The 26,674-nt window shown below is 73.5% G+C and carries 23 protein-coding genes, 1 tRNA gene and 2 pseudogenes; 13 read left to right on the top strand and 13 right to left on the bottom strand.

Annotated features, from left to right (window positions below; all coding sequences use genetic code 11):
* Positions 1 to 12: 12 nt before the first annotated feature.
* Positions 13 to 2,514, bottom strand: coding sequence for an ABC transporter permease (locus ACFZAU_RS21825; RefSeq protein ID WP_500553568.1), 2,502 nt, complete (start codon positions 2,512 to 2,514; stop codon positions 13 to 15).
* 45 nt (positions 2,515 to 2,559) lie between these two features.
* Positions 2,560 to 3,330: an ABC transporter ATP-binding protein gene (locus tag ACFZAU_RS21820; protein ID WP_500461967.1), complete on the bottom strand. Its 771-nt coding sequence runs from the start codon at positions 3,328 to 3,330 to the stop codon at positions 2,560 to 2,562.
* A gap of 363 nt (positions 3,331 to 3,693) precedes the next feature.
* Between ACFZAU_RS21820 and ACFZAU_RS21815 the strand changes: the two genes are divergently transcribed.
* Positions 3,694 to 3,779, top strand: a tRNA-Leu gene (locus tag ACFZAU_RS21815).
* A gap of 139 nt (positions 3,780 to 3,918) precedes the next feature.
* Here ACFZAU_RS21815 and ACFZAU_RS21810 read toward each other — a convergent pair.
* Positions 3,919 to 4,074: pseudogene (locus ACFZAU_RS21810) on the bottom strand (DUF6461 domain-containing protein); the annotation flags it as partial.
* Positions 4,075 to 4,236: 162 nt separating this feature from the next.
* Here ACFZAU_RS21810 and ACFZAU_RS21805 point away from each other — a divergent pair.
* From ACFZAU_RS21805 to ACFZAU_RS21790, 4 genes are all read left to right on the top strand, one after another.
* On the top strand, positions 4,237 to 4,632 hold the full coding sequence (locus tag ACFZAU_RS21805; RefSeq protein WP_499600218.1) for a VOC family protein: 396 nt from the start codon (positions 4,237 to 4,239) through the stop codon (positions 4,630 to 4,632).
* 53 nt (positions 4,633 to 4,685) lie between these two features.
* Positions 4,686 to 6,197: a metallophosphoesterase family protein gene (locus tag ACFZAU_RS21800; RefSeq protein WP_500553567.1), complete on the top strand. Its 1,512-nt coding sequence runs from the start codon at positions 4,686 to 4,688 to the stop codon at positions 6,195 to 6,197.
* A gap of 274 nt (positions 6,198 to 6,471) precedes the next feature.
* Complete coding sequence (locus ACFZAU_RS21795; protein ID WP_500553566.1) at positions 6,472 to 7,767, top strand: alkaline phosphatase; 1,296 nt, start codon at positions 6,472 to 6,474, stop codon at positions 7,765 to 7,767.
* Positions 7,768 to 7,987: 220 nt separating this feature from the next.
* A complete protein-coding gene (locus tag ACFZAU_RS21790) occupies positions 7,988 to 8,848 on the top strand; it encodes a Bax inhibitor-1/YccA family protein (protein WP_499600221.1) in 861 nt (286 codons plus the stop codon).
* 85 nt (positions 8,849 to 8,933) lie between these two features.
* Here ACFZAU_RS21790 and ACFZAU_RS21785 read toward each other — a convergent pair whose 3' ends face one another.
* On the bottom strand, positions 8,934 to 9,164 hold the full coding sequence (locus tag ACFZAU_RS21785) for a DUF4287 domain-containing protein (RefSeq protein WP_500461973.1): 231 nt from the start codon (positions 9,162 to 9,164) through the stop codon (positions 8,934 to 8,936).
* Positions 9,165 to 9,270: 106 nt separating this feature from the next.
* On the opposite strand from ACFZAU_RS21785, the gene ACFZAU_RS21780 reads away from it, so the two are divergent.
* A complete protein-coding gene (locus tag ACFZAU_RS21780; RefSeq protein ID WP_500553565.1) occupies positions 9,271 to 9,594 on the top strand; it encodes a hypothetical protein in 324 nt (107 codons plus the stop codon).
* Positions 9,595 to 9,601: 7 nt separating this feature from the next.
* Here the strand turns inward: ACFZAU_RS21780 and ACFZAU_RS21775 are convergent, their stop codons facing one another.
* Positions 9,602 to 10,414 (bottom strand): hypothetical protein, encoded by an 813-nt coding sequence (locus ACFZAU_RS21775; RefSeq protein WP_500553564.1) that lies wholly within the window; start codon positions 10,412 to 10,414, stop codon positions 9,602 to 9,604.
* 253 nt (positions 10,415 to 10,667) lie between these two features.
* Positions 10,668 to 11,888 carry an acetyl-CoA C-acetyltransferase gene (locus ACFZAU_RS21770; RefSeq protein ID WP_499600225.1) on the bottom strand — a complete coding sequence of 407 codons (1,221 nt, stop codon included), beginning with the start codon at positions 11,886 to 11,888 and terminating at the stop codon, positions 10,668 to 10,670.
* A 175-nt stretch (positions 11,889 to 12,063) separates the two neighbouring features.
* Between ACFZAU_RS21770 and ACFZAU_RS21765 the strand changes: the two genes are divergently transcribed.
* Entirely contained in the window at positions 12,064 to 12,483 is a 420-nt protein-coding gene (locus ACFZAU_RS21765; RefSeq protein WP_499600226.1) for a helix-turn-helix transcriptional regulator, read from the top strand.
* A 10-nt stretch (positions 12,484 to 12,493) separates the two neighbouring features.
* Entirely contained in the window at positions 12,494 to 12,910 is a 417-nt protein-coding gene (locus tag ACFZAU_RS21760; RefSeq protein ID WP_499600227.1) for a VOC family protein, read from the top strand.
* A gap of 708 nt (positions 12,911 to 13,618) precedes the next feature.
* Here ACFZAU_RS21760 and ACFZAU_RS21755 read toward each other — a convergent pair.
* Positions 13,619 to 14,641, bottom strand: a complete 1,023-nt coding sequence (locus ACFZAU_RS21755) for an SGNH/GDSL hydrolase family protein (protein WP_499600291.1) — start codon at positions 14,639 to 14,641, stop codon at positions 13,619 to 13,621.
* A 116-nt stretch (positions 14,642 to 14,757) separates the two neighbouring features.
* A complete protein-coding gene (locus ACFZAU_RS21750) occupies positions 14,758 to 15,594 on the bottom strand; it encodes a helix-turn-helix transcriptional regulator (protein ID WP_499600228.1) in 837 nt (278 codons plus the stop codon).
* 201 nt (positions 15,595 to 15,795) lie between these two features.
* On the opposite strand from ACFZAU_RS21750, the gene ACFZAU_RS21745 reads away from it, so the two are divergent.
* Together ACFZAU_RS21745 and ACFZAU_RS21740 are read left to right on the top strand one after the other, a co-directional pair.
* A complete protein-coding gene (locus tag ACFZAU_RS21745; RefSeq protein WP_499600292.1) occupies positions 15,796 to 17,181 on the top strand; it encodes a cystathionine beta-synthase in 1,386 nt (461 codons plus the stop codon).
* 389 nt (positions 17,182 to 17,570) lie between these two features.
* On the top strand, positions 17,571 to 18,392 hold the full coding sequence (locus ACFZAU_RS21740) for an inositol monophosphatase family protein (RefSeq protein WP_500461977.1): 822 nt from the start codon (positions 17,571 to 17,573) through the stop codon (positions 18,390 to 18,392).
* Positions 18,393 to 18,778: 386 nt separating this feature from the next.
* On the opposite strand, the gene ACFZAU_RS21735 is transcribed toward ACFZAU_RS21740, so the two are convergent.
* The gene (locus tag ACFZAU_RS21735) at positions 18,779 to 19,225 is read right to left on the bottom strand and encodes a hypothetical protein (protein WP_500553563.1); all 447 of its coding nucleotides are present in this window, start codon (positions 19,223 to 19,225) and stop codon (positions 18,779 to 18,781) included.
* An 85-nt stretch (positions 19,226 to 19,310) separates the two neighbouring features.
* Here ACFZAU_RS21735 and ACFZAU_RS21730 point away from each other — a divergent pair, with 85 nt between their 5' ends.
* Together ACFZAU_RS21730 and ACFZAU_RS21725 are read left to right on the top strand one after the other, a co-directional pair.
* Complete coding sequence (locus ACFZAU_RS21730) at positions 19,311 to 20,663, top strand: acyl-CoA synthetase (protein ID WP_500553562.1); 1,353 nt, start codon at positions 19,311 to 19,313, stop codon at positions 20,661 to 20,663.
* 75 nt (positions 20,664 to 20,738) lie between these two features.
* On the top strand, positions 20,739 to 21,614 hold the full coding sequence (locus ACFZAU_RS21725; protein ID WP_499600232.1) for a MurR/RpiR family transcriptional regulator: 876 nt from the start codon (positions 20,739 to 20,741) through the stop codon (positions 21,612 to 21,614).
* A 41-nt stretch (positions 21,615 to 21,655) separates the two neighbouring features.
* Here ACFZAU_RS21725 and ACFZAU_RS21720 read toward each other — a convergent pair whose 3' ends face one another.
* The 3 genes from ACFZAU_RS21720 to ACFZAU_RS21710 form a co-directional block, all read right to left on the bottom strand.
* On the bottom strand, positions 21,656 to 22,876 hold the full coding sequence (locus tag ACFZAU_RS21720; protein WP_500553561.1) for a cytochrome P450: 1,221 nt from the start codon (positions 22,874 to 22,876) through the stop codon (positions 21,656 to 21,658).
* Positions 22,877 to 22,949: 73 nt separating this feature from the next.
* On the bottom strand, positions 22,950 to 24,314 hold the full coding sequence (locus ACFZAU_RS21715) for an NAD(P)/FAD-dependent oxidoreductase (protein ID WP_500553560.1): 1,365 nt from the start codon (positions 24,312 to 24,314) through the stop codon (positions 22,950 to 22,952).
* Positions 24,304 to 24,513, bottom strand: a complete 210-nt coding sequence (locus ACFZAU_RS21710; RefSeq protein ID WP_089222253.1) for a ferredoxin — start codon at positions 24,511 to 24,513, stop codon at positions 24,304 to 24,306. Before ACFZAU_RS21710 ends, ACFZAU_RS21715 begins: the two co-directional genes overlap by 11 nt.
* Positions 24,514 to 24,674: 161 nt before the next feature.
* Here ACFZAU_RS21710 and ACFZAU_RS21705 point away from each other — a divergent pair.
* Positions 24,675 to 25,175: pseudogene (locus ACFZAU_RS21705) on the top strand (hypothetical protein); the annotation flags it as partial.
* A 128-nt stretch (positions 25,176 to 25,303) separates the two neighbouring features.
* Here ACFZAU_RS21705 and ACFZAU_RS21700 read toward each other — a convergent pair.
* Positions 25,304 to 26,593: a type III PLP-dependent enzyme domain-containing protein gene (locus ACFZAU_RS21700; protein WP_499600238.1), complete on the bottom strand. Its 1,290-nt coding sequence runs from the start codon at positions 26,591 to 26,593 to the stop codon at positions 25,304 to 25,306.
* Positions 26,594 to 26,674: the final 81 nt, after the last annotated feature.

Below are 26,674 nucleotides of genomic sequence, written 5' to 3'. Positions count from 1 at the left end.
CCCGCCGTACCGCTACTCGGCCTTGATGGCCTCCAGCATGTTCAGCCGGGCCGCCCGCCGGGCCGGCCACAGCGCGGCCAGGACACCCACCACGGCGGCGATCGCCACGAAGACCGCGATCCGGTCCCAGGGCAGCACCATCGCGTAGCTCGGCAGCTCGGGCCGGATCAGCCCGCCGACCGCCCAGGCGAGGAACACCCCGAGGCCCAGGCCGAGCACCGCGCCGAAGAGCGAGATCACCAGGGACTCCAGCCGGATCATCCGCTTGACCGCGGCACGGTCCAGTCCGATCGCCCGCAGCATGCCGATCTCGTGCTGCCGTTCGAAGACCGACATGGCCAGCGTGTTGATCACGCCCAGCACCGCCACCAGCACGGCCATCGCGAGCAGCCCGTAGAGGATGTTCAGCATCAGGTCGATCGTGGAGCTGAGCGCGCGGGAGATGTCCGCCTTGTCCTGCACCTTGACGACCGGGTTGTCGCCGAGGGCCTTCACCAGCGCGTCCTGGTGGGCCTCGGAGGGGCCGTCGGCCATCTTCACCAGCACCCGCATGTCCCCGGCCTTCGGGGTGTGCGGGGTCACCGTGGCGTTGTCCATGATCACGCCGTTGATGAGGTCGCCGCCCACGAAGACGCCGCCGATCGTCAACCGCCCCTTGGTGCCGTCGTCGTAGCGCACCGGCAGGCTCTCCCCGAGGTGCCAGCCGCGCCGCTTCGCGGTGTCGGAGTCCACGACCACGGAGTCGCCGCGCGCCGCGGCCAGGGATCCGTGGGTGAAGTCCAGGGCCAGCAGCCGTTCGATCTGCGGCGCGTCGACGCCGGTGACCCACTCGTCCTCGCCGTCCAGCTCGGTGTGCGCGTCGCGCACGGCGCTGGAGTCGCTGACGCCGTCGGTGCCGGCGACCTGCTTCGCCACCTCGGGGGACAGGTTCTGGCCGGTGGCCATGGTGATCTGGTAGTCGGCCCTCAGATGGGCGGCCGCCAGCTCGTCCACGGTGGTCTTCACCGAGATGGCCACCACCGTGAGGGCGGTGATCAGGGTGAGGCCGATCATCAGGGCGGAGGCCGTGGCGGCGGTGCGCCGCGGGTTGCGCACCGAGTTCTGCCGGGCGAGCTTGCCCGTGACCCCGAAGGGCCGCAGCAGCGGCGCGGCCGCGGCGACCACCGGCCGGGACAGCAGCGGGGTGAGGACGAAGACGCCGATCAGCAGCAGCCCGGCGCCGCCGCCGAGGACCATGTTGCCGCCGTCCTTCATCCCCGAGCCGGCCACCACCAGGACGATGCCGGCCGCCGACAGCAGCGCGCCGAGCGTGTTGCGCAGCAGCAGGCCCTTGACGGTGGCCGGGGCGTGCACGCTGCTCATCGCCGCGACCGGCGGGATCTTCGCGGCCCGGCGGGCCGGCAGCCACGCGGCGAGCACGGTGACGCCCACACCGACCGCGAGCGCCACGCCCGCCGTGCCGGGCTGCACGGCCAGGGCGCCGTCGGGCAGTTCCGCGCCCGCCGAGCCGAGCACCGCCCGCATGACGGCCGCGATGCCGATGCCCAGCAGGAAGCCGGTCACGCCCGCCACCGTGCCCACGACGAGGGCCTCGCCCAGCACCGAACGCGTCACCTGCCGGCGGCTGGCGCCGACCGCGCGCAGCAGCGCCAGCTCCTTGGTGCGCTGGGCGACCAGCATCGTGAAGGTGTTGGCGATGATGAAGATGCCCACGAAGAGCGCGATGCCGGCGAAGCTGAGCAGGGTGGTGTTGAACTGGCTGAGGTCGGAGGCGATCTGCCGTGCCTCGTCGTCCGCCAGTCGCTGTCCGGTGGTCGCGGTGGCGTCCTTGGCGTAGCGCGGCAGGAGCTTCTCGATCCCCGCCTTCAGCGTGGCCTGCGCGGTGCCCGGGGCCGCCTTGACGTCGATCTCCTCGTACGTGCCCGGCTTGCCGAAGAGCTTCTGGGCAGTGGCGGTGTCGAAGAGCACCAGGCTGCCGCCCGCGGCGACGTTGCCGTCGTCCGTGCGGAAGACGCCGGTGACCTTCTGCCGCATCACCGGGCCGTCGATGGACATCCGGACGGTGTCGCCGACGCCGTAGCCCGTCCGCTCGGCGGTCTTGGAGTCCAGCGCGATCTCGGCGGAGGTACGCGGGGCGCGTCCCTCGCTCATCGGGTAGCGGCCCGCACCGGCGTAGTTGCCGCCGCGGGTGGACCAGCCGTCGCCGACCAGCCGGCCCTTCTTGTCGGCGATGGCGGTGAAGCCCGTCACGGTCGCGGTGGTGGACTCGGCGCCGGGCAGCCGGCCGATCTCGTCCACCAGCCGCTGGGGGAGCGGGTGGTCGACGTCGCCGTAGGTGACGGCGACCGAGACGTCGGAGTAGCTCCGGGCGGAGGCCTTGCGGAGGGCGTTGCCGATGGTGTCGGTGAACACCAGGGTGCCGGAGACGAAGGAGACGCCGAGCATCACGGCGAGCACGGTCATCAGCAGTCTGGCCTTGTGCGCGAGGACGTTGCGCAGGGCGGTACGGAACATGTCAGGGCTTGTCTCTCGGTCGTGGCTCGTGGTCGGCGGCGGGGATCAGCTGGTGCGGCCCTTGGCGTCGAAGCGCTTCATGCGCTCCAGCACCGTGTCCGCGGTCGGGCCGTGCAGCTCGTCGACGATCCGGCCGTCGGCGAGGAAGACCACGCGGTCCGCGTAGGAGGCGGCGACCGGGTCGTGGGTGACCATGACGACCGTCTGGCCGAGCTCCTTCACGGAGTTGCGGAGGAAGCCGAGGATCTCCGCGCCGGAACGGGAGTCGAGGTTGCCGGTCGGCTCGTCGGCGAAGATGATCTCGGGCCGGCTCGCCAGCGCCCTGGCGACGGCGACGCGCTGCTGCTGACCGCCGGAGAGCTGGGACGGCCGGTGCGACAGCCGCTCGGACAGCCCGACGGTCTCCACGACGCGGTCCAGCCACTGCTTGTCGGCCTTGCGGCCGGCGATGTCCATCGGGAGCGTGATGTTCTCCGCGGCGGTGAGCGTCGGCAGCAGGTTGAACGCCTGGAAGACGAAGCCGATCTTGTCCCGGCGGAGCTGGGTGAGCTGCTTGTCCTTCAGCGCGGACAGCTCGGTGTCACCGATCCGCGCGGAGCCGGAGGAGACCGTGTCCAGGCCCGCCATGCAGTGCATCAGCGTGGACTTGCCCGAGCCCGAGGGACCCATGATCGCGGTGAACTCGCCGGCGCGGAACTCGACCGACACCGCGTCGAGCGCGACGACCCGGGTCTCGCCCTCTCCGTAGACCTTGCTGAGGTCGACGGCACGGGCGGCCGTGGCCGTGGCGGTGGGGTGTGCGGTGGTGGTGGTCACGGCACGCTGCTCCTGTCGGGACGGGGGAGTCGATCGGACCCGTCCATCGTCCCGACGGGAGACGTCGTCGGGATCCGTCCACATCGTGGTTCTGCAGGCAGTCCCGAGAGGTACGCGCGGACCCCCGCGTACTACTTGGGTATGACGGGGACCCCGAGATCCCGCCTCCGGGTGGAAGCGATTTCGCGTCATCTGCGGGGAGCCGGGTCCGCCGCCCGGACCGCCCCGGGCCTGTGCTTTCCTCCGGACCGGTCGTATCTGATGGCTCGTCAGGCAGCCTTAAAATCAGACAACATGACGATTCCGGGGCCCTGTTCCACCCGCCCCGCCGGATAGGCTCGTACTGCGCTCCGGCGTCGCCCTGCCCGGATGGTGGAATGCAGACACGGCGAGCTTAAACCTCGCTGCCCCTTGCGGGCGTACCGGTTCAAATCCGGTTCCGGGCACCACCTCTCCCGCCGACGCCGCGGGGCCGCGCCGGTGCGTAGTGTGTCGGCGGACCGGCCACGAGGAGGAGCGCGTCATCCTCCCGGCGTACGGCGGAGCCACACATTCCCCGTCGGCGTCGGGTGCGGAGGTCCCGTCGGGGAGGAGCAGGCCCACCTGCTGCATGGCCGGCACCAGCCGGCCCGGGTCGTCGCCGCCGAGCTGAGCGGCCTCGACACCGGGCTCGAAGTCGCCGACGACCCGGCCGTCCTCGGCGTACAGGAACCACCGGGGCGAGGTGCCGCTGTTGAGGTACACGACCGCAGGACGAGATCCTGGAGATGGGCGAACGCCACTTCGGCCTCACCCTGCCGCGCGACACCGTGGAACACGGCACCCTGGCCGCGGTCTGCTTCGCGCCCTTCTGACCACCCTGCCCCGGCCCGTGAGGGCGCCCGGCACACCACAACTGGAGGAGACATGACCGTGCTGCGTGTGAAGGCCTTCGACCACCTGGTCCTCAACGTCGCCGACGTCGAGCGGTCCCTGGCCTTCTACACCGGGCCGCTCGGCCTGGAGCCGGTGCGCGTGGAGGAATGGCGCGCCGGGAAGGCCCCGTTCCCGTCGGTGCGGATCACCCCGGAGACCATCATCGACCTGGTCGCGGGCCCCCGCGGCGAGTCCAACGTCGACCACATCTGCCTCACCGTGGAGCCGCTGGACTGGGAAGAGGTCGTCGCCTCGGGGGTGTTCACGGTCCTGGAGGCCGGTGTGCGGCGGTTCGGCGCGCGCGGCGAGGCGCTGTCGACGTACGTCTCGGACCCGGACGGCAACACGGTGGAACTGCGCTGGTACCCGCAGGACGCCCAGGACTGAGGGGAGTCGCGGGCGCCGGGGGCGGTGTCCGGGCCGGTTGCTACAGTGCGCCCGTGTCCGACTCCTCGCGTGAATCCCTGGCCGGCGCCGGCTGGGAGAGCCAGCAGCCCGGCGCCTACCGTGAGTTGATGCCGGCCCGGGTGGTCAACCTCTCGTGGCTGGACCCGGTGACCCTGTGGAAGGCCCGCAACGGGCCGCTCGCCTCCCTGTTCGGCGACCCGACCGGCCGGGACCGGCAGCGCTGGGTGGACGGCCAGCGGCAGCGGGGGGCGGCCGGCACGGACCTGGTGATCGAGCGCGACGACCCCGACGCGTTCTCCTTCCTCCTCCTCGGCGACACCGGCGAGGGCGACGACCCGCAGTACGCCGTCGTCCCCGGGATGCTCAAGGCGGGCGCCGGCACCCGCTACGCCGTGATCTGCAGCGACGTCCTCTACCCGGTCGGCAGCGCCGACGAGTACGACACCAAGTTCTTCCGGCCCTACCGGGACTACGACGCCCCCGTGTACGCGATCCCCGGGAACCACGACTGGTACGACGGACTGACCGGCTTCATGCGGGTGTTCTGCCGCGCCCCCGCCCTGCCGCCCGTGCCACGCCCCCGTCCGCTGTCCCGGGCCTGGTGGCGCACCCTGCTGTGGGCGAAGCCCGACGTGCCGGACGACGCCCGGCTCGACGCGGCCCGCCTGATGCGCTCGGCGCCCTCCCAGACGGCCTCCCAGCCCGGCCCGTACTGGGCGATCGACTCGGGGCCGATACGGATCATAGGCATCGACACCGGCCTGCTCGGCGACATCGACCGGGAGCAGGGCGAGTGGCTGCGCCGGGTCTCGCTCGGCCCCCGCCCCAAGATCCTCGTCACCGGTTCCCCGATCTACGTGGACGGCGAGCACCACCCCTGCGCCGTCGAGGGCGGCGGCACGGTGGACGAGGTCGTCCGCGACCCGGAGCGCAACTTCGTCGCCGTGATCGGCGGCGACATCCACAACTACCAGCGCTACCCGGTCGACGTGGACGGCCGCAGGGTCGAGTACGTCGTCTCCGGCGGCGGGGGCGCCTTCATGCACGCCACCCACACGATCCCCCGGGTGGAGGTCGGCGGCGTCACCGAGGACCGCTTCCGCTGCTACCCGATGCGCGGCGACTCCCTCGCCTTCTACAGCCGGCTCTACGGCCGCCGCCTCCACCTGCGGCGGCTGTTCGACCTGACCCCCGACGAGGCGTCAGCGGTCCTCGCCCGGCGGCTCGGCGTCCCGGCCACCCGGGCCACCGGCGCCCGGGTGACCCTGCGGACCCGCTTCGTCGCGAGCGTCCTGGGCGCCCCGCCCCGCCCGGACCGCAGGCGCCGGCTGCGCCTGCCCGTCCGCCGGATGCTCACCCGGCTGCTCTCCCCGGGCTCGGCGACGTACAGCCCGCCGTTCTTCAAGAGCTTCCTGCGGCTGGACGTCAGCCCCTCCGCCGTGCGCGTGCGCTGCTTCGCCGCCACGGGCCTGCTCGCGCACGAGCTGGACCCGCCGGTCGAGGACGACTTCACCATCGCCCTGCCGGGCGCGAAAGCGGTGTGAGCGGGCCGCGGGGCCGTCCAGGACCCCTCCGCGCTGCGCGCATCGCGGGCCCGCGCGACCGAGGTGATCTGCGCGAACGGGCCGGAAACAGGGGGGTGTGCGGCCATGTGCGGCGTGGCGCCCGGGCTACCTGTACGGACAAGTACGGGCCTAGGCTTTTACCGTCACCTGAAGCTTCCGTTGCGTTCTGGACATCTGCGCTTAGTCAACCTTCCCCCTAAGGCTCCTAAGTTCACGACCAAGCAATGGCAAGCAGTGAGCAACGGAGGTCGTTGTGTCCGAGGGTGTTCGCAGGGCCCGACGGTTCGCCGCGCCGGTGGCGGCCGCCGCCGCTGCCGCGGTGGTGACCATGGTGATCAACCCGACGCTGGGTGCGTCGGCCACGGCTCCCCAGACCGCAGGCAAGGGCAAGGCCCCGGCCGCGAAGAACGTCATCTTCATCAACGGCGACGGCATGGGTGCCGCCGCCCGGCAGGCCGCGCGCCTGCACCTGACCGGCCTCAACGGTCAGCTCGCGATGGACAAGCTCCCCTACTCGGGCCAGCTGACCACCGAGCCCGACGACCCGAAGGCCGTCGTCACCGACTCCGCCGCGGCCGCGACCGCGTGGGCCACCGGTGAGAAGACCTACAACGGCGCGATCAGCGTCGACGTGGACGGCAACCCGCTGGCCACCCTGGGCCAGCAGGCCAAGGCCGCCGGCAAGGCCACCGGTCTCGTCACGACCGCGCAGGTCACCGACGCGTCCCCGGCCGCCTTCTTCTCCAGCACCGCCAACCGGTCGGCGCAGGACGAGATCGCGCGCCAGTACATCGAGGTCAGCAAGCCCGACGTCATCCTGGGCGGTGGCGAGGACTGGTGGCTGCCCGCGGGCGACGCCGGCGCCTTCCAGGACAAGCCCGCCGAGGACACGTCCGAGGCGAGCAAGGGCACCAAGGGCGACCTGATCAAGAAGGCCCAGAAGGCCGGTTACTCCTACGTCCACAGCGCGGACCAGCTGGACCGCGCCAAGGGCGGCAAGCTCCTCGGCCTTTTCGCCAACGAGGAGATGTTCCAGCAGCGCCCCGAGGGCCAGGGCGACGTCTACAACCCGGTGGTCGGCCTGTCCACCATGACCAGCAAGGCCCTGAGCACGCTGGACAAGAACAAGAAGGGCTTCTTCCTCATGGTCGAGGAGGAGGGCACCGACGAGTTCGCGCACTCCAACAACGGCACCCGCACCCTGCAGTCCATGCAGGAGCTGGAGAAGGCCGTGGCCGTGGCCCGCGCCTACGTCGCCACCCACCCCGACACCCTGCTGGTCGTCACGGGTGACCACGAGACCGGCGGCCTGGCCGTCGAGGAGGCCGACGCGGCCGACGAGTCCGGCGACGGCATCTCCGCCGAGGACGGTCCGTTCAGCATCCGCGGCAGCGACAAGACCTTCTACATGGACTGGACCACCTCGGGTCACACCGGCGTGGACGTCCCGGTCACCGCGGCCGGCCCGCTGGCGGACCGCTTCACCGGCAAGCACGCCAACACCTACGTGCACGACGTGCTGAGCGAGATCCTGGCGACGCGTCGCTGATCGAGGATCCGACGTCCGGCGGGTGCCGGGGAGGGGGCTTCCCCTCCCCGGCACCCGCCGTCCGTCCCCGGGCGGTGTGGCGCCGCTGAGACGGGGAAAAGGCGTGGTGGCAGGCATGGCGGGTGGCGCAAAAGATCCTCCTTGAGGCGTAGGCGACCCGCTTTGCCATACCATTACTCTTGGTGCGAAGCCGTATCGCGCGGCCATGGAGGAGTGACAGATGAGGAGCAGCAACCCGGTCTTCTCGCGGCGTGGGTTCTCCCGCGGGGAGGGCTACGCGGGCTTCGGCGGTCAGCCGCAGGCGCAGGGCGGGCCCGGCACGGGCGCGAACCCCTACGCGGGCACGAACCCGTACGCGGGAAACCCCTACGACACCACGTACCAGGCCCCGCCGGCCGCCCCCGCGCAGACCGGCCGGATGACGATGGACGACGTCGTCATGCGCACCGCCATGACCCTGGGCACCGTGGTGCTCGGCGCGCTCGTGGCATGGTTCGTGCTGCCGGTCTCGGAGAAGAGCTACGGCCTGGCGATCGGCGCCTCGCTCGTCGCCCTGGTCCTGGGCCTGATCCAGTCGTTCAAGCGTGAGGCCTCGCCCGCGCTGATCCTCGGCTACGCGGTCTTCGAGGGCGTCTTCCTCGGGATCTGGAGCAAGATCCTCAACTTCATGTGGCCGGGCATCCCGCTGCAGGCCGTGCTGGGGACCATGGCGGTCTTCGTCGGCATGCTGGTGGCGTACCGCACGCGCCTCATCCGGGTCACCGCGCGCTACACCCGCATCGGCATGGCGATCGCCATCGGCTTCGTCATCCTGATGTTCGTCAACCTGATCGCCGCCATGATCGGCGGCGGTGACGGCCTGGGCCTGCGCAGCGGTGCGCTGGGCATCGTGGTCGGCGTCATCGGGATCGCGCTGGGCGCGTTCTTCCTGTCGCTGGACTTCAAGCAGATCGAGGACGGCATCCAGTACGGCGCTCCGCGCCAGGAGTCCTGGCTGGCGGCCTTCGGCCTGACGCTCTCCCTGGTCTGGATCTACCTGGAGATGCTGCGGCTGATCGCGATCCTGCGGGGCGACGACTGAGGGCGCTGACCCGCGAGGGACAGTCAACGGGCCCCGGAGGCAGTGCCTTTCGGGGCCCGTTCGCATGCGCGGTGGGGGAGGCGCGTCAGCCGAACCTCCGCGCGGCCCGCCTCAGGTCGTATTCGTGGACGATCGCCTTGGCGTGTCCGTAGGACAGGTCGTGCTCGCTGCGGAGCCAGCTGACTTTCTCATCGAAGCGGAGGAATGCGGGCCCGTCGTCGACCGTGCGAAGCCATTCGCCGATCTCGCGGCCGGTGCATTGCGGGATGTGGGAGAGCAGGTTCCGGTGGGTCTCTTCCGAGAAGGTCTGTGACATCGGCGCCTCCGGTATGCGTTCCGGTCACCCCACCGTGCCTGAGCCGTCGACCGTTGGCAACAGTGCGACGCGCTCGGTTGTGTGTACGCACCGGTAGGCTCGCCGGGTGCTCGACTGTACGACGCTCCGCGACGCCGCCGGTCTCCTGGCGTCCCGTTACCGTTCCCTGCCGCAGAGCCGGCTCCGCGGCGAGGTGGCCCGCGAGGGCCTGGAGCTCGCCCGTGAACTGGCCGTCCGCGCACAGCGGATCGAGTCCCCCGGGCGGGAACCGCTGACGATGCCGGACGAGGGGGTCTTCGCGATCGGCGACCAGCTCTCGGTGGCCGCCCACGACCTGGCCGCCGCGCTGGAACCCCACCCCGAGCTGGCGGACGTACGCGACGCGGCCGTGTCCCGGATCCGGGACACGGCCGCGCGCTGCGGTCTCTAGGGGCCGGCTACAGCGAGGCGACCACCCGGTCGGCGAGCACGTAGACGGACTCCTCGCCGTAGGTGAAGGTCAGCGCGTAGCCGCCGGCGACGGCGGAGCCGCCCAGCAGGACCGGGGACTCGCCGCGGTCCAGGGCCTCGCAGAGGCGGTCGGCGGTGTCCCGGTCGCCCGGGGTCATGCAGAGCGTGGTGCCGTCGGCGAAGACGTACACGTCGAGCGTGCCGAGCGGGCCGGGCCGGACGTCGGCGAGCGGCATCCGCAGGTCGGCGAGTTCGGAGAGGCGCTCGGCGGTCTGCTCCTGGTTGGCCACGACCGGCGCGGGGACGCCGAAGTCGGGGTCGGAGGGGTGCCGCAGGGGCACCGGGCCGCCGGGCTCCAGGCCCGCGAGGTCGGCCTGTCGGGGCAGGAACGGGCCGTACGGGAGCACCTCGTAGTCGGTCCCCGCGATGCCGGGCACGGGACCTGCGCCTTGGCCGCCGAAGAGCTGGGCGTCGAACTGCGGGTCGACGAGGGCCTCGCCGGCCTCGCCCGTCCCGTAGCCCAGGGGGGCCTCCTGCGCGGCCCAGAAGGCGCGTGCCTCGGCCAGCTCGCGCTCCCGCTCGTCGGCGAGCGCGTCGGCGACGGCCGTGCGGATGGCCTCGGCGTCCGGAGTGCTGCGCGCCGCGGGCACCGCGGTCGCCCGTGCGGCACGGGCCTCGGCCAGGTCCGCGCGCAGAGCCGCGACGTCACGACGTACGCCGCGGGTGGCGAGCAGCGCGGCGGCGCCGGCGGTCACGGCGGTTGCCGCACCCGTCAGCAGGACGAGGAACATGGCGCTCACTGGCGTACTCCCGACTGTGCTTTCCCGAGTCTGGCCCCCTGTACACCACCACTCTGCACCGGAATCCATGGCCTCTGCAGTGCGGAACGTCACGAAATGGGAGGGTCGAAAGTCTCGGACCGCAGGGGTGGCACACCCCTGACCTGCATAAACGACCGCCCCCGGGATTAGGTCACATCCCGGGGGCGGTTCGATTGCGACTTGTGCCTCGAACGTACGTCCTAGGACCCCGCAGGGGGCCGTAGGGGGTCCGTTACGACAGGCGCTCGATGACCATGGCCATGCCCTGGCCACCGCCGACGCACATGGTCTCCAGGCCGAACTGCTTGTCGTGCCACTGGAGGGAGTTGATGAGCGTGGTGGTGATGCGGGCACCCGTCATGCCGAAGGGGTGGCCGACCGCGATCGCGCCGCCGTTGACGTTGAGCTTGTCGAGGTCGACGCCCAGCTCCCGGTAGGAGGGGATGACCTGCGCCGCGAAGGCCTCGTTGATCTCGACCAGGTCGATGTCGCCGATGGTCAGCCCGGCCCGCCGCAGCGCCTGGCGGGAGGCCTCGACCGGGCCGAGGCCCATGATCTCCGGGGACAGGCCGGAGACGCCGGTGGAGACGACCCGGGCGAGCGGCGTGATGCCGAGCTCGCGCGCCTTGGTGTCGCTCATGACGACCAGCGCCGCGGCGCCGTCGTTCAGCGGGCAGCAGTTGCCGGCGGTCACGGTGCCGTCGGGGCGGAAGACCGGCTTCAGGCCCTGCACGGCCTCCAGGGTGACGCCGGCGCGCGGGCCGTCGTCCTTCGCGACGACCGTGCCGTCGGGCAGGGTCACCGGGGTGATCTCCCGCTCCCAGAAGCCCTTCTCGATGGCCTCCTCGGCCAGGTTCTGCGAGCGGACGCCGAACTCGTCCTGGTCGGCCCGGGTGACGCCCTTGAGGGCGGCCAGGTTCTCCGCGGTCTGGCCCATCGCGATGTAGGCGTCCGGGACCAGGCCGTCCTCGCGCGGGTCGTGCCACTCGCCGCCGCCCTGCGCGGCGCGGGCCGCGGTGCGGGCCTCGGCCTCCGCGAAGAGCGGGTTGTGGGTGCCGGGCATGCCGTCGGAGCTGCCGTTGACGAACCGGGACACGGTCTCGACGCCGGCCGAGACGAAGACGTCGCCCTCGCCCGCCTTGATCGCGTGCAGCGCCATCCGGGTCGTCTGCAGCGAGGAGGAGCAGTAGCGCGTGACCGTGCAGCCCGGGAGGTGGTCCATGCCCATCTGCACGGCCACGATCCGGCCCAGGTTGTGGCCCTGCTCGCCGCCGGGCAGGCCGCAGCCCAGCATCAGGTCGTCGATCTCGCGCGGGTCCAGCTGCGGCACCTTGGCGAGGGCCGCCTGGATGATCGTGGCGGTCAGGTCGTCGGGACGCAGGTCCTTCAGGGACCCCTTGACGGCCCGGCCGATGGGCGAACGGGCGGCAGAGACGATCACGGCTTCGGGCATCGCGACTCCTCGACGAGGCGGCGGGGGTACGGCTGGGACTCTCTGGGAAGTTACCTGTACGTAGCGGAGCGAGTCACGGCTTGGGCGCTGTGACGCGGACCTCTTTCTGAGCGCTTGCTTAGTCCATGATGGCGCATCCTCGTGGCGAACGCGCCCCCCGTGCGATGCTGGGCCGGTGAATCCGGACGACCTGGTACGGCTGCGGCGCGCCCGCGACGCGATGGACCGCGACTACGCGGACCCCCTCGACGTCACCGCGCTGGCCCGCACGGCACTGATGTCCCCCGGCCACTTCTCGCGCAGCTTCCGTGCCGCGTACGGCGAGAGCCCGTACAGCTACCTCATGACGCGCCGGATCGAGCGCGCCAAGGCTCTGCTCCGGCGCGGCGACCTCACGGTCACGGAGGTCTGCTTCGCGGTGGGCTGCACCTCGCTCGGCTCCTTCAGCTCGCGCTTCACCGAGCTCGTGGGGGAGACCCCGAGCGCCTACCGCGCCCGCGACCACGGGCCGGGCGCGCCGATCCCCGCGTGCGTCGCGAAGCGGTACACGAGGCCGGTCAGGAACAAGGAAGCGAAGCCGGCCGCGCGGGCCTAGCGTGGTCCGCATGGACATCACGCTGTCGCAGTGCTTCATCGCCGTCGACGACCACGACAAGGCGCTTCCCTTCTACCGCGACGTCCTCGGCCTGGAGGTCCGCAACGACGTGGGGTTCGAGGGCATGCGCTGGGTGACGGTCGGCTCTCCCGACCAGCCAGGCGTGGAGATCGTCCTCGAACCGCCCCTGGCGGACCCCAGCGCCTCCGACGCGGACAAGCGGGCCATGAGCGAACTGCTGGCCAAGGGGATGCTGCGCGGGGTCATCTTCGCCACCAGCGACGTCGACGCCACCTTCGAGCGCATCCGCGACGCGGGCGGCGAGGTCCTCCAGGAGCCCATGGACCAGCCCTACGGCGTCCGCGACTGCGCCTTCCGCGACCCCTCCGGCAACCTGCTCCGCTTCAACCAGCGCAAGGCCGGCTGACGCCGGCGGCCGTCCTGTGGCGCTCGCCGGCGGGCTGGGTTGCCGTGTTCCGGGGCGGCCCTGCGGCGTGCTCTGCTTCGTGCTCGTGCCGCAAGGGTCCGGCTGACGCCGGCGGCCCGGGGATTCCCGGCCGCCCGGGGGCGGTTTCCGGCGGCTGTCTTGTGGTGGTCGCGGGGTGGCGGGCGGGCCTGGGTCGTCGTGCCGGTGGTCGTGTTCCGGGCGGTCTTGCGGCGTGGTCTGCTTCGTGGGTCGTCGCGTCCGCCACCGCGCTCGGGCCGGGCGCGCGGCCGCGGTGCGGCGGGCGCCGACAGGGCGGCCTTGTGCGTCCGTGACCGCGACTCGGCTGCGGGCGCAGCGGACGGCGGCAGGCTGCCGCTCCGGCGCCAGCCCAAGGGCGCCTTCCGCAGAGGGCGGCGGTGGGGGGACGATCTTGCGCGGGCGCAGCGGACCCCGGACGGTGGCGGTCGCCGGACGGAGGTCTCGCCGGGGCCCATGCCGCCTCCGGGAGGCGCCGGTTCCGGGCGGCGTTGCCGGCCCCGACGGCGCGCACCGCCTCCGTCGGAGGGCGGCGGTGCGCGACGGGTGCCCCTGCGGTGGCCGGTGGTCCGGGGTTCGGGTGGGTGGGAGACGGCCCGCCGCAGGCGCAGCGGACCCGCGGACGGCGGCGGCGCGTACCGCCGCCCGGGTGCCCGCGCCCCGCCGGAGGCGCTACTGGGCGGCCTCGGCCGCCGCCGTGGCGGCCGGTTCGGTCGCGTCGGGGAGGCGGCGCCGGCGGCGCCGCTTGAGCAGGGCCCAGCGGCCGCGGGGGCCGGAGACCGTGCCGGCGGCCGCGGTGACCTCCGTACCGGCCTCGCCCGCGGCTTCCGCGGCGGCCTGGGCCACCGGGAGGAAGCCCTCGCCGCGCCGGGCGTCGGGGCGCTCGTCCTCCTCGGGCCACAGCCCGACGGCGGAGCAGAGGGTCGGCAGCATCGCCATGGCCGCGGTCGCGTACCCCTCGGCCGAGGGGTGGTAGTTGTCCGGGCCGAACATCTCGCGGGGGCGGGACTCGAACTCGGGCCCGAGCAGGTCGCCCAGGGAGACGGTGCGGCCGCCGATGCCGACCACCGCGATGGTCTGCGCCGCCGCGAGCTGACGGCTCAGCCGGCGGGCGATCCAGCGCAGCGGCTGGTAGACCGGCTCGATCGTGCCCAGGTCGGGGCAGGTCCCGACGATCACCTCGCAGCCCGCCTCGCGCAGCCGCCGTACCGCGTCGGACAGCAGCCGCACCGAGACGGCCAGCGGCATCCGCCGGGTCACGTCGTTCGCCCCGATCATGATCACGCACAGGTCGGGCGCCGTACCGGGGCCGGACCCCAGCAGAAGATCGACCTGGCGGGCCAGGTCGTCGGACTGTGCGCCGGGATTGGCCACGTTGACCATCCGCACCGGCCGTTCCGCCACCGCCGCCACCCCGGACGCCAGCAGCGCACCGGGGGTCTGGCTCGCCCGGTGCACCCCCTGGCCCGCCGCCGTGGAGTCACCCGCGAGGGCCAGCACGATCGGCCGCTCGTCGGTGCTCAGCGCGAAGGCGGCGCCGTACACCCCGTCCGCGCGGGGCGGGACGGCGTCGGAGCCGCCCACGGCCCGGCGGGCGAGCGCGCCCTCGGTCAGCAGCAGGCCGACCGCGGCGCCGCCCAGCAGCCCGATGCCGCCTCCTCCGTACGCGGCGGCCGTAGCGATCCGCCGCGCCACCCTTGCCCTGGACAACGTCCACCTCCCGCGCCGGGTGTGCGGGCCCCCGTGGCCCGACCCGTACAACGATTTGTTGCCCCGTCCGATGCCCGCCGCAACCGCTGGGCGGCCCGGACTCAGGTCAGCCGCTGCTGCGCGACGAACCAGGCGAGCTGGGTGCGGTTGGCGGTTCCGGTGGACTCCATCAGGGACCGGATCCTGCGCTGCAGCGTGCGCAGGGATATCCCGAGCTGGGAGGCGATCGCCTTGTCGGGCAGCCCGGACATCAGCAGCGAGAGCAGTTGCTCGTCCAGTTCCGGGGAGCCGGGGAACTCCGGGTCCTCCTCGGTCTCGCCGGGCGAGGGCATCCGCAGCGGCGTGCCGCGCAGCCAGCGGTCCTCGAAGAGCTCCAGCAGCGCGTCCACCAGCACCGAGGGGTGGAGCAGCAGCAGTCCGGCGGAGGAGACCACGGACCGGTCGCGGCCGCCGGACAGCGGCAGCAGCGCCCGCTCGGCGTCGACGATCATCAGCTTCATCGGCACGCTCGGCGCCGCCCGGGCCAGCTCGCCCGGCTCGACGAAGCCCGGCATGTCCGCCGCCCCCGGGTAGACCAGGGCGGTGGTCTCGTACAGCGAGCGGTACTCCACCCCCGCGGTCAGCCGCTCCTTCTGCACCACGTTGCCCGCCGCGGCCACGTACGGCGGCCGGACGAAGGTCAGCACCTCCTTGCGGGCCTCGCGCTGCAGCTGCTCGATCATGTGCTGCTGCTCCGCCTCGCCGTGGATCACCTCGGCGATCCCGCCCGGCATCACCGGCTCGGCCGGCCGCGCAGGGCGCACGGCGGCCAATGCCGTCAGCCGTTCCCGCACCGCGGCGAGGCCGGACTCCACGGCCGCCAGACCGCTGAGGGCGGCGAGGTAGTCGGCGTTGCCCGGGCCCGCGCCGGCGGTGTCCGGGTGCTTCTCGTCAGGCATGGCCCACCCCCCGGTTGTACAAGCCCGGTGTCGTAAGTGCGACGTGTCGTGATCGCGCCACGGTGCGACTCTACAACCGGACCTTCCGGGGCGTACGTAACACCAATGTGAAGGGTGCGACGCCCGGTCCCCGAGGGGGCCGCCCCCCGCCGCAAAACCGCTTACCCTGGCCTCACAATCACGGAGAACCCGGAGACAATGGTGCAGTTCCACGACTCGATGATCAGTCTCGTCGGCAACACCCCGCTGGTGAGGCTCAACAGCGTGACGGCAGGGATCCAGGCGACCGTCCTGGCCAAGGTCGAGTACTTCAACCCCGGCGGTTCGGTCAAGGACCGCATCGCGCTGCGGATGATCGAGGCCGCGGAGAAGAGCGGCGAACTCAAGCCCGGCGGCACGATCGTGGAGCCCACCTCGGGCAACACGGGCGTGGGCCTGGCGATCGTGGCCCAGCAGAAGGGCTACCACTGCATCTTCGTCTGCCCGGACAAGGTCTCCGCGGACAAGATCAACGTCATGCGGGCCTACGGCGCCGAGGTCGTGGTCTGCCCCACCGCCGTGGACCCCGAGCACCCGGACTCGTACTACAACGTCTCCGACCGGCTGGTGCGCGAGACCCCGAACGCCTGGAAGCCCGACCAGTACAGCAACCCCAACAACCCGGCCTCGCACTACCACTCCACCGGCCCGGAGCTGTGGGAGCAGACCGAGGGCAAGATCACGCACTTCGTGGCGGGCGTCGGCACCGGCGGCACCATCTCCGGCACCGGCCGCTACCTGAAGGACGCCTCGGACGGCGGGGTGAAGGTCATCGGAGCCGACCCGGAGGGCTCCGTCTACAGCGGCGGCTCCGGCCGGCCGTACCTCGTCGAGGGCGTCGGTGAGGACTTCTGGCCCACCGCCTACGACCGCACCGTCGCGGACGAGATCGTCGCGGTCTCCGACAAGGACTCCTTCCAGATGACCCGGCGCCTCGCCAAGGAGGAGGGCCTGCTCGTCGGCGGCTCCTGCGGCATGGCGGTCGTCGCGGCGCTCCGCGTGGCCGAGCGGCTCGGCCCGGACGACGTGGTGGTCGTGCTGCTGCCGGACTCCGGCCGCGGCTACCTGTCGAAGATCTTCAACGACGAGTGGATGGCCGACTACGGCTTCCTGGAGGAGGGCACCGGCCAGGCCCGCGTCGCCGACGTCCTGGACCGCAAGGACGGCGGCCTGCCGCACCTGGTGCACATGCACCCCGAGGAGACCGTGGGCCAGGCCATCGAGGTGCTGCGCGAGTACGGCGTCTCGCAGATGCCGATCGTCAAGCCGGGCGCCGGCCACCCCGACGTCATGGCCGCCGAGGTCATCGGCTCCGTCGTGGAGCGGGAGCTGCTCGACGCGCTGTTCACCAAGCGCGCCACCCTCGACGACCCGCTGGAGCGGCACATGAGCGCGCCGCTGCCGCAGGTGGGCTCCGGCGAGCCGGTCGGCGACCTGATGGCCGTGCTGGGCTCGGCCGACGCGGCGATCGTGCTGGTCGAGGGCAAGCCGACGGGCGTGGTCAGCCGCCAGGACCTGCTCGCCTTCCTCGCCGAAGAGGCCAGGTAACGGCACCCCCCGGAGGATCCCGGGCGGTCCCGGGCGGTCCCGGGCGATCCCGGGAGGGTCCGCCGCGGGTTCGCGGAAGTGGTACACCGGCGTCACGTGTCCGCAGCACGCATTTAACACGGCTCCGGCACATTGGTGGATGTCGGCGGACGGCACACCGGTCGCCCGGCCGACACCACGGATGTGGCGCCAAGGACCTCCGGAGCGGCTCCCGGACCTCCATGGTGACCCCAAGGACGCGTGGCCCGGCCCTGATCCGGCCCGCGTCCCTCGCGGGGACCGCCGTCGTCCCGCCCCCCGGGTGACCGGGGGTGCGGCGGTTCCCGCGCTATCTGTGGAAGAGCGGTCCGCGCCCCCGCGCGGACCGCTCTTCTGGTTGAGTGGCCGCCGTGATCAGCGCGCAGACGTTCGCAGCCGTCGAGGAGTCCATACGCACCGCGGCCGACGAGGAGGCGCTCGCCCGCTTCGGCCGTCTCGCCGAGGGCGACGTCGACGAGAAGAAGGGCCCCCTGGACCTCGTCACGGTCGCCGACCGCCGCATCGAGGAACGCCTCACCCGCACGTTCACCCGCCTGCTGCCGGGCTCGGCCGTCATCGGCGAGGAGGCCGTGCACGCCGACCCCGCGCTGCTCGGGGCGCTGCTGGGCGACGATCCGGTCTGGATCGTCGACCCGGTCGACGGCACCTCCAACTTCGTCCGCGGCGACTCCTCGTTCGTCACCCAGGTCGCCCTCGCCGCCCGCGGTGAGCTGCTGGCCTCCTGGACGTACCGGCCGGTCGACGGGGTCCTCGCCACCGCCCGGCGCGGCGAGGGCGCGTACGCCGGGGGCCGGCCGCTGCGCCTGGCCGCGGGCGGCGCGCGGGACGCGGACGAGGTGCTGCTGGTGGCCGGCGCCCGGCCCGCGCACCTCACGGCCGACCAGCACCGGCGGCTGTACGAGACGGGGGCGGCACACGGGGTCAAGCCCTGGGCGAGCGGCTCCGCCGGCTGCGACTACCTCGACGTCGCCCTCGGGCGGCTCGACGCGGCCACCTACGCCTACGACAACCCCTGGGACCACTCCCCGGGGATCCTGCTGGTCGCCGAGGCGGGCGGTACGGTGCTCGGCGCGGACGGGCTGCCGTTCCGCATGGCCGCGGGGCCGCTGCCCTTCGCCGCGGCCCGCGACGAGAGCGCGGCCCGCCGCGTCGTCGCACTGCTCACGGCGTAGCGGCGGGCCGGCCGGGTTGTCGGGGCGGTCGTCCTGCCCGCTGTGACGTCTTTCGGGTGACGGGGTTGTCCACAACCTACGGGTCGTCCACAGGATTTGAGCAAGATCATCTTGTCGGCGGCGTTCCGCCTACCGTCCTTGGCATGGGATCGACCACCGCAACTCCTCACCGTCGCAGGTACCCGTCCGTATCCGCGGTCGCCGCGGTAACCGCGGCATCCGCGACCGCAGCCGCCCCTGCCACGCTCCTGGAACGGGCCGCCGCGCTCTTCGAACGTTCTCCCCCACGCCCCGAACGGCGGGGGAGCCGGGCGCGCGGGCGGCCACCCGTGTGTCGTGCCGTGCGCCCCCCACGCGTGCGGGGAGCGCTCGCCGCCGTCAGGCCGTCAGTCCTCCCAGGCGTCCTGGTCCTTGTCGCGGCGCGGGGAAGTGCCCCGCTCGTGGAGGAGCCACCCCAGCGAGTGGGCCGCGTTGACGGCGACGATGCCGACCCACGCGACGAGCAGCCCGGGCAGGTCGGCCTTGTCGGCCGCGATGGCGGACAGCGGGATGGCCATGATCAGGGAGAACGCGCCGAAGCCGTAGCGGGCGCCGAAACGGCTGCCGCCGTGGCCGCGCGCCTCCGGGCCGACCCGGCGTCCGGCTCGGGCGAACGCCGTCTGGTTCTCGGCCAGTTCACGACGCACCCGCCGCTCGACCTGGGAGTCGATGCGCCGGTCCATCTTCTCCAGGAAGGAGTCGATGAGGGCGGATTCGTACTCCTCCCCCAGGTCCTTGCGCGCCTGGAGGGTGGCGGCGAATTCCTTCTTGAGCTCAGGGTCACGGGCGTCCATGACGCCACCGTACGGACCCGGCGGCCCCGTGGCACTGGGGGAAACCCCCGAACCTTCCCGGGGATCGCCCCAGTAGGGTCGTCCCGTGACCGGACACGCGCCGCGCCTGCTGACCGCCCTCCACCACGCCCCGTCCGACCGCCCCGACGCGGTCACCGTCGACGGACGCCCCTGTTCACGCGAGGAACTGCTCGGCGCCGCGGGTGCCTTCGCGGCATGTGTCGCAGGTGCCCCGGCGGTCGCGGTGCACGCGACGCCGTCCCTGGAGACGGTCGCGGCGGTCGTCGGGGGCCTCCTCGCGGGCGTCCCCGTCGTCCCCGTGCCGCCCGACGCGGGTCCGGCCGAGCGCGACCACATCCTGCGCGACTCCGGAGCCGTGCAGGTACCCCCGGCCGTCCTCACCGAGCGCGGGTCCTGGGACGGCCCGGAGCCGGACCCGGACACCACGGCCCTCGTCCTGTACACCTCGGGCACCACCGGGGCGCCCAAGGGCGTGCTCGTGTCGCGCCGGGCGGTCGCCGCCGACCTGGACGCCCTCGCCGGGGCGTGGGGGTGGACCGCGGAGGACACCCTCGTCCACGGGCTCCCGCTGTTCCACGTGCACGGTCTGGTGCTCGGCGTGCTCGGCGCGCTGCGCACCGGGAGCCGCCTGGTCCACACCGGCCGGCCCACCCCGCAGGCGTACGCGGCGGCCGGCGGCAGCCTGTACTTCGGCGTGCCGACCGTCTGGGGCCGGGTCGCGGCGGACCCGGACTCCGCCAGGGCGCTGAGCGGCGCCCGGCTGCTGGTCTCCGGCAGCGCGCCGCTGCCCGCGCCGGTCTTCCGGGACCTGGCGGCGCTGACCGGGCAGCGGCCGGTCGAGCGCTACGGCATGACGGAGACCCTGATCACGGTGAGCACCCGGGCGGACGGTGAGCGGCGCCCCGGCTCGGTCGGGCTGCCGCTGCCGGGGATCCGCACCCGGATCGCGGCGGAGCCCGGCGCGGAGATCGGCGAGCTGCAGCTCACCGGCCCCACGCTCTTCGACGGCTACCTGGGGCGGCCGGAGGCGACCGCCGCCTCGTACACCGAGGACGGCTGGTTCCGCACCGGTGACATCGCGGCGATCGAGCCGGACGGCATGCACCGGATCGTCGGGCGGGCCTCCACCGACCTGATCAAGTCCGGCGGCTACCGCATCGGGGCGGGCGAGGTGGAGAACGCCCTGCTGGACCACCCCGCGGTGCGCGAGGCGGCCGTCGTGGGCGCCCCGCACGCCGACCTCGGCCAGGAGATCGTGGCCTACGTGGTGGCGGACGGGGTCGGCGAGCGCGAGCTGATCGACTTCGTGGCCGGGCACCTGTCGGTGCACAAGCGCCCCCGCAAGGTCCGCTTCCTGACCGAACTGCCGCGCAACGCGATGGGCAAACCGCAGAAGAAGCTGCTGCCGCCCGCGTGAGCGGGGCCGCCTTGCCGTCCTGCATAGAATCATGCAGAGTCATCGGCACATGAATAGCCGAGCGGAGAGGGCGTCATGGCCACCGACAACGCCACCGCGGCCGACGGGACCGACAGCGCGTCGGCGCGCCTGGTGAAGCTGTTCGAAGCGCACCGGCTCACGCCCACCCAGCGCCGCATCGCCCACTGCCTCGTGCGGCGGGCCGCCGACGCGCCGTTCCTGTCCAGCGTCGAGGTCGCCGAACTGGCCGGGGTCAGCCAGCCCTCCGTGACCCGCTTCGCGGTCGCGCTCGGCTTCGACGGCTACCCCGCGCTCCGCCGCCACCTGCGCGAGGTCGCCCCCGCCGCGGTGCCCCCGGGCCGGCCGGCCGGCGACACGTACAACGAGTACCAGGAAGCCGTGCAGGCCGAGATCGAGAACCTGCGGCACCTGGCCGCGCTGCTCGCCGACCCCGCGCCCGTCGCCCGCGCGGGCGCCCTGCTCGCCGCGTCCCGGCCGCTGCCCGTGCTGGGCCTGCGCGCCGCGGCCGCCCAGGCCAGGGGCTTCGGCTACTTCGCGGCCAAGGTGCACCCCGACGTCCGGCTCCTCGACGAGGGCGGCAGCATGCTCGCCGACCGCGTCGACGCGGCCGTACGGGCCGGGGCGAGCGCCCTGCTGTGCTTCGCGCTGCCCCGGCACCCGCGCGAGGTGGTCGAGGCCCTGGAGTACGCCCGCTCCGCCGGGCTCACCGTCGTCACCGTCGCCGACAGCGCCTTCGCGCCCGTCGCCGCCCACTCCGACGTCCTCCTCCCGGCGGCCGTCGGCACGGGGCTCGCCTTCGACACGGCGTGCGCGCCGATGCTGCTCGGGCGGGTCCTGCTGGAGGCCATGTGCGACGGGCTGCCGGACGCGCAGGCGCGGCTGGAGGAGTTCGACACCAAGGCCGCGGCGCAGGGCCTGTTCGTGGAGTGACCCGCCCCCGGCCCGTCCCCGGCCCCGGTGACGGGCCGCGGTCAGGCGCCCGTCCCGTCGTGCGCGACGAGGAGATGGCGGGGACCGCGCAGCACCGGGCTGCGCCGGTAGGGCGGCGGGTCCTCCACCAGCCGCAGGCCGTCCAGGTCGCGCAGCAGGGCCGTGAGGGCGATCTGCGCCTCCAGCCGGGCGAGCGGCGCCCCGAAGCAGCTGTGCACGCCGCTGCCGAAGCCCAGGTGCTGGTTGTCCGTGCGCCGCGGGTCGAACCGGTCGGGGTCGTGGAACCGCCGCGGATCGCGGCTGCCGGAGGCGAGCACCAGGACCAGGGGCGCCCCCTTGGGCACGGTGACCCCGGCGATCTCGACGTCGACCAGCGGGGTGCGCTGGGGCAGCATCTGCACGGGCGGTTCGAAGCGCAGCAGTTCCTCCACCGCCCGCGGCATCAGGGCTGGTTCGCCGCGCAGCAACTCCAGCTGGTCGGGCCGGCGCAGCAGGGTGAGCATGCCGTTGGTGATCAGGTTGACGGTGGTCTCGTGCCCGGCGACGAGCAGCAGCACCGAGGTGACCATCAGCTCGATCCGGTTCAGCCCGCCGGCCGGGTCCTGGTCGTTGACGAAGGCCGACAGCAGGTCGTCGGAGGGCTTGCCGCGCCGCTCCTCGGCCAGCCCGCCCAGGTAGACCCCCATCGCCCGGCGGGCCTCGGTGGCCGCCTGCGTGCGCTCGGTGGGGTCCTCGTCGGGGTTGAGGTCCAGTCCGCCGACGATCGCGTCGGACCAGCCGCGGAACTTCGGCTCGTCCTCCCGGGGCACCCCCAGCAGGCGGCAGATCACGGTGACGGGGAGCGGGTAGGCGAAGTCGTCGACGACGTCGATGCGCTCCTTGCCGCGGAGCCCGGCGACGAGTCCGTCGGCGATGCGGACGATCTCACCGTGCATGGCGTCGACCCGGCCGGGGGTGTGCGGCGGGCCGAAGGGCCGCATCGTGGTGCGGCGGAGCCGGTCGTGCTCGGGGTCGTCGAGGCCGATGAAGGACGGCGCCAGCTCGCCGGCCAGCCGGACCTCCTCCGGATCGCTGCGGTGGCGCCGGTCGGAGCTGATCCGCGGGTCGTGGAGCAGGGCCGTGATCTCGTGGTACGTGCCGACGAGGTAGCTGCCGTCGTCCTGCGGCGCCACCTTGCTCTCGCGGAGTTCGGCGTAGAGCGGGTACGGATCGGGCCGGCTGGCGTAGTCGGTGATCCTCCGGAACAGCGTGTCCGCAGCCATGCGCGGGGGCTCCTCGTCGTCGTGGGCCGCGGCGTCCTGCCACGGCCCGTCGGCCAGGCGGTGGGCGGCGGCCTCAGCCGCCGGGGCGCACCAGGGTCAGGCGCCGGTCCGGCAGATGACCGGTGAGGGCGACCGTCGGGCCGTGCGAGAGCACCGCGGGGTCGGGCACGTCGGACGGCAGGGGGATCATCGGGGCGGTCCGGTCGGCGGCCCCCGGCTCGGGCGGGAACGGCGCGGCCGTCTCGATCAGGTTCTGGTAGTAGTCCAGCCACTTGGCCCGGTTCACCGACACCGCGGCCGTGATGCGGCCCTTGTAGCCGTAGACGACGACCAGCCGCGCCTCGCGCAGCGAGCCCTGGGCGACGACGACCTGGTCGGAGTAGGTGGGCACGCCCACCGACTTGATGTTGTGGCCGAACTGGCTGGACCAGAAGGTCGGCACCGCCAGGTGCGGCCGCCGGAACGGCCCCGCGCTGACCATGTTGTGCGCCGCCACCTCGGCCTGCGCGACCGCGTTGCCCCAGTGCTCCAGGGCGATCAGCTGGTAGCCGAAGAGCGGGTGCGGGAAACGCGCCACGTCGCCGGCGACGAACACGTCGTCGGTGACGATGCCGTACATGTTGAAGGCGCGGCAGCCGGCGTCGCAGGTCACGCCGCGCGGGCCCGCGGCCAGGCCCGAATCGGCCAGCCACTCGGTGTTGCGCACGGCGCCGAGGGCCACCACCGCCACGTCCGCCTCGACGGTGCTCCCGTCGGAGAGCCGGGCGCCGGTCAGCCGGCCGTCACCCTCCAGAGAGGTGACCTGCACTCCGCAGCGGAGGTCCACCCCGTGCCTGTGGTGCATCTCCGCGGCGACCGCGCCGAGCGTCCCGCCGAGCGCGCCCACCAGGGGCGCGGGGCCGCGCTCGACCACGGTCACCGGGATGTCCCGCTCCCGGCAGGCGGAGGCGATCTCCGATCCGGTGAACCCGGCGCCGATCACCAGCACGCGCCGGGGCCCCGCGTCCAGCCGTTCCGCGAGTCCGGCCGCGTCGTCGCTGGTCCGCAGCGCGAACACCCCGTCCAGCGCGGCCTCGGCGGGGTTCGGCCAGGGGCGGGCACGGGTGCCGGTGGCGATCAGCAGGCGGTCGTACGGCAGTTCCTCGCCGTTCGCGAGGAAGACCCGCTTGCCGGCCCCGTCCACGCCCGTCGCGGCGACGCCCAGTTTCCACCGCGCGTCCACCGGGCGGCGCGCGGGGAGCCCGGTCCCCGTCGCCGGCACCCGGCCGAGCAGCACCTGCTTGGACAGCGGCGGCCGGTCGTACGGCGGGTGGGGTTCGTCGCCCACCAGGGTCAGCGAGCCCTCGAACCCCTCGTCGCGCAGCGTCTCGGCGGCCCGCAGACCGGCCAGGGACGCGCCGACGACGACGATGCGCCCGTCGCGCAGTTCATCGGACATCGGCACCAGCCGCCCCGCCCACGAGGATGGCCTGCACCGGGCACGCCACCGCGGCCCGGTGGACGCGCTCCTGCTGGTCCTCCGGGACGGCCGGGACGTACAGCAGCGCCTCCTCGCCGTGCAGTTCGAAGACCTCGGGAGCGAGGAACGCGCACTGCGCGTAGGCCTGGCAGCGATTGAGGTCGACCACGATGTTCATACGCACCACTCCAGCCCCTCTGGCCCCTGCTCTCAGTGGTAGCACCGCGCCCCGGGGGTCGCATGCGGTGCCGGTCCCGCGTCCTTTCTCACGGAATCTTGATGTTCCGTGAGTAACCTCCCTCCCCAGCACACTCGGAACGAGCCGTGGAGGAGGCAGCGGTGGTGCGGGGAGCGTATGCGCTGGCGCGGGTGGCGGTCCTGGTGCGGGTACCGGCGCGCCGGCTGTGGTGGCTGGGGCTCGTGGCGGCGGGCGTCGGGGTCTTCGTGCCCGGACTGACCGGCCGCCGGATCGGGGTGCTGGGCGGGGCCGCGCTCTTCGTGGTCGCCGCGGTGGTGGCCTTCCTGGTGCGCCGGGGGCGGTACACGGCCCTGGCGGAGGCGGCCGAGCGCGCGCCCCGGGGCGCCTTCCTGCAGGACCGCCGGGTCACCGCGCGCGCCTGGGCCCGGGCCCGGCGCTGGTGGCTGCTCGGGGCGTTCGCGGTGGCCGTCGCGTCCGGCGTCGCCGCGCCCGCGGCGGCGGGGATGCTGCTGGCCGGTGCCGGGGCGGGGCTGTGGGCCAAGGCCGTATGGCTCGGACGCTGGGAGCGGGCGCACGAGACGCTGCTGTGGGTCCGGCCCGAGCACGCGGGACGCGGTCCCGCCGCCCCGTCCGTCCCCGGGTAGGAGGCCACCGGGCCGGTCGCGGGCGACGCCGGTCCGGGCGGATCGTCGCGCCGCCGGGCCGCGGCGGCCCACTGAGCCGTCCGGGTGACGGCCGGGGCGGGCCGGTCGTCCCGCGCCCGGCCGGTTCAGCCGCCGCTCTCCCGTACGAGGTCCTCGATGGTCTGGGCGCGGCGCAGGGTGCGGAAGTCCGGGTCGGGCCCGGAGTAGCCGTGGACGGCCGGGCGGGGCAGCGAGTTGTACGCGAAGTGCGTCGAGAAGTAGTACGCCCCCGTGTCGGGCAGCGCCACGAGGTCGCCCTCCGCGAGCAGCGGCAGCTCGCGCGCCGTCGCGACGAGGTCGCCCGCGAAGCAGCACGGCCCGGCCACGTCCTGGACGACCGGGGCGCCGTCCTTGGGGCGGCCCCGCGGATCGAGGGCCAGCACCCGCAGCGGCCAGGCGCCGGGCGCGAAGACGGTGCGCGTGGCGACCTGGGCGCCGGCGTGCGTCACGGCGATCGCGCGGCCCCCGGCGGACTTGGTGTACTCCACGCGCGCCAGGATCGTGCCCTGCTTGGCCACCAGTGACCGACCGAACTCCGTGACCAGCGCGTACCGCCCGTCGAAGAGCCCGGGCACGGCGGCGCGGAGCGCGTCGGCGTAGGCGCGGAAACCGGGCCGGACCTCGTCGGAGGCGAAGTTGACCGGCAGACCGCCGCCGATGTCGAGGGTGGTGACCTGCCGGCGCCCGGCCGCCGTGTTGATCCGCTCGGCGAGCTCGTACGCGGCGCGGACACCGGCCGCCATCAGCTCCAGGGGCACTCCCTGCGACCCGGTGTGGGTGTGCAGCCGGGTGAGCCAGGGCCGGTCGAGGTAGGCGCGGACCACCCAGTCCGCGGCGCCCTCGTCGCGCAGGGCGACGCCGAACTTCGACGTGGCGGTGGCCGTGCTCATCGCCCCGATGCTGCCCGCGCCGACCTGGGGGTTGACCCGCAGGCCCAGCGGGGCGCCGGTGGTGCCGGGGGGTACGAGCCGGTCCAGGCGGGCCAGTTCCTGCGGGTTGTCGGCGTTGAGGGCGATGCCGAGGGCGAGCGCCTCCCGCAGCTCGTCCGGGGTCTTGGCGGGGGAGTCCAGCACGATCCTCCCGGCGGGTACGCCCGCGGCCCGGGCCAGGGCCAGCTCGCCGGGGCTGGCGACCTCCGCGCCAATGCCTTCCTCGGACAGCAGCCGCAGCACCGGCACCAGGGAGGCCGCCTTGACCGCGAAGGTGTGCGTGACCTCCACCCCGGGCGTCGCGAAGGCCGCCCGCAGTTCGGCGGCGGCCGCCCGGACGCCGTCCAGGTCGAGCAGTCCGACCACGGGTCTGTCCGGGCCGACCAGACCCTGTTCGACCGCCGCGCGCAGTGCCCGTCCCCGTCGTGCCGCCGGTTCCTCGGTCATACCGCCATCGTGTCAGCCCGGGACCGCGACGGGCAGGCTCCCCGCCTCCGCCCGCGACGGTGGTGCCGGTCGCGGCCTACG

Origin of the sequence: Streptomyces sp. NPDC008238 (genome assembly GCF_042956445.1) — a bacterium.
In the GTDB taxonomy this organism is placed as follows: Bacteria; Actinomycetota; Actinomycetes; order Streptomycetales; family Streptomycetaceae; genus Actinacidiphila.
Note: the sequence above shows the minus strand (reverse complement) of the source record. Positions and strands in the feature narration are given on the sequence as shown.

Coding starts and splice junctions, on each gene's coding strand:
- ACFZAU_RS21725 (WP_499600232.1), top strand. CDS start 20,739: ATGGCCACCGACAACGCCACCGCGGCCGACGGGACCGACAGCGCGTCG.
- ACFZAU_RS21735 (WP_500553563.1), bottom strand. CDS start 19,225: ATGGACGCCCGTGACCCTGAGCTCAAGAAGGAATTCGCCGCCACCCTC.
- ACFZAU_RS21805 (WP_499600218.1), top strand. CDS start 4,237: ATGACCGTGCTGCGTGTGAAGGCCTTCGACCACCTGGTCCTCAACGTC.
- ACFZAU_RS21720 (WP_500553561.1), bottom strand. CDS start 22,876: ATGGCTGCGGACACGCTGTTCCGGAGGATCACCGACTACGCCAGCCGG.
- ACFZAU_RS21790 (WP_499600221.1), top strand. CDS start 7,988: ATGAGGAGCAGCAACCCGGTCTTCTCGCGGCGTGGGTTCTCCCGCGGG.
- ACFZAU_RS21760 (WP_499600227.1), top strand. CDS start 12,494: ATGGACATCACGCTGTCGCAGTGCTTCATCGCCGTCGACGACCACGAC.
- ACFZAU_RS21710 (WP_089222253.1), bottom strand. CDS start 24,513: ATGAACATCGTGGTCGACCTCAATCGCTGCCAGGCCTACGCGCAGTGC.
- ACFZAU_RS21785 (WP_500461973.1), bottom strand. CDS start 9,164: ATGTCACAGACCTTCTCGGAAGAGACCCACCGGAACCTGCTCTCCCAC.
- ACFZAU_RS21700 (WP_499600238.1), bottom strand. CDS start 26,593: ATGACCGAGGAACCGGCGGCACGACGGGGACGGGCACTGCGCGCGGCG.
- ACFZAU_RS21770 (WP_499600225.1), bottom strand. CDS start 11,888: ATGCCCGAAGCCGTGATCGTCTCTGCCGCCCGTTCGCCCATCGGCCGG.
- ACFZAU_RS21825 (WP_500553568.1), bottom strand. CDS start 2,514: ATGTTCCGTACCGCCCTGCGCAACGTCCTCGCGCACAAGGCCAGACTG.
- ACFZAU_RS21715 (WP_500553560.1), bottom strand. CDS start 24,314: ATGTCCGATGAACTGCGCGACGGGCGCATCGTCGTCGTCGGCGCGTCC.
- ACFZAU_RS21750 (WP_499600228.1), bottom strand. CDS start 15,594: ATGCCTGACGAGAAGCACCCGGACACCGCCGGCGCGGGCCCGGGCAAC.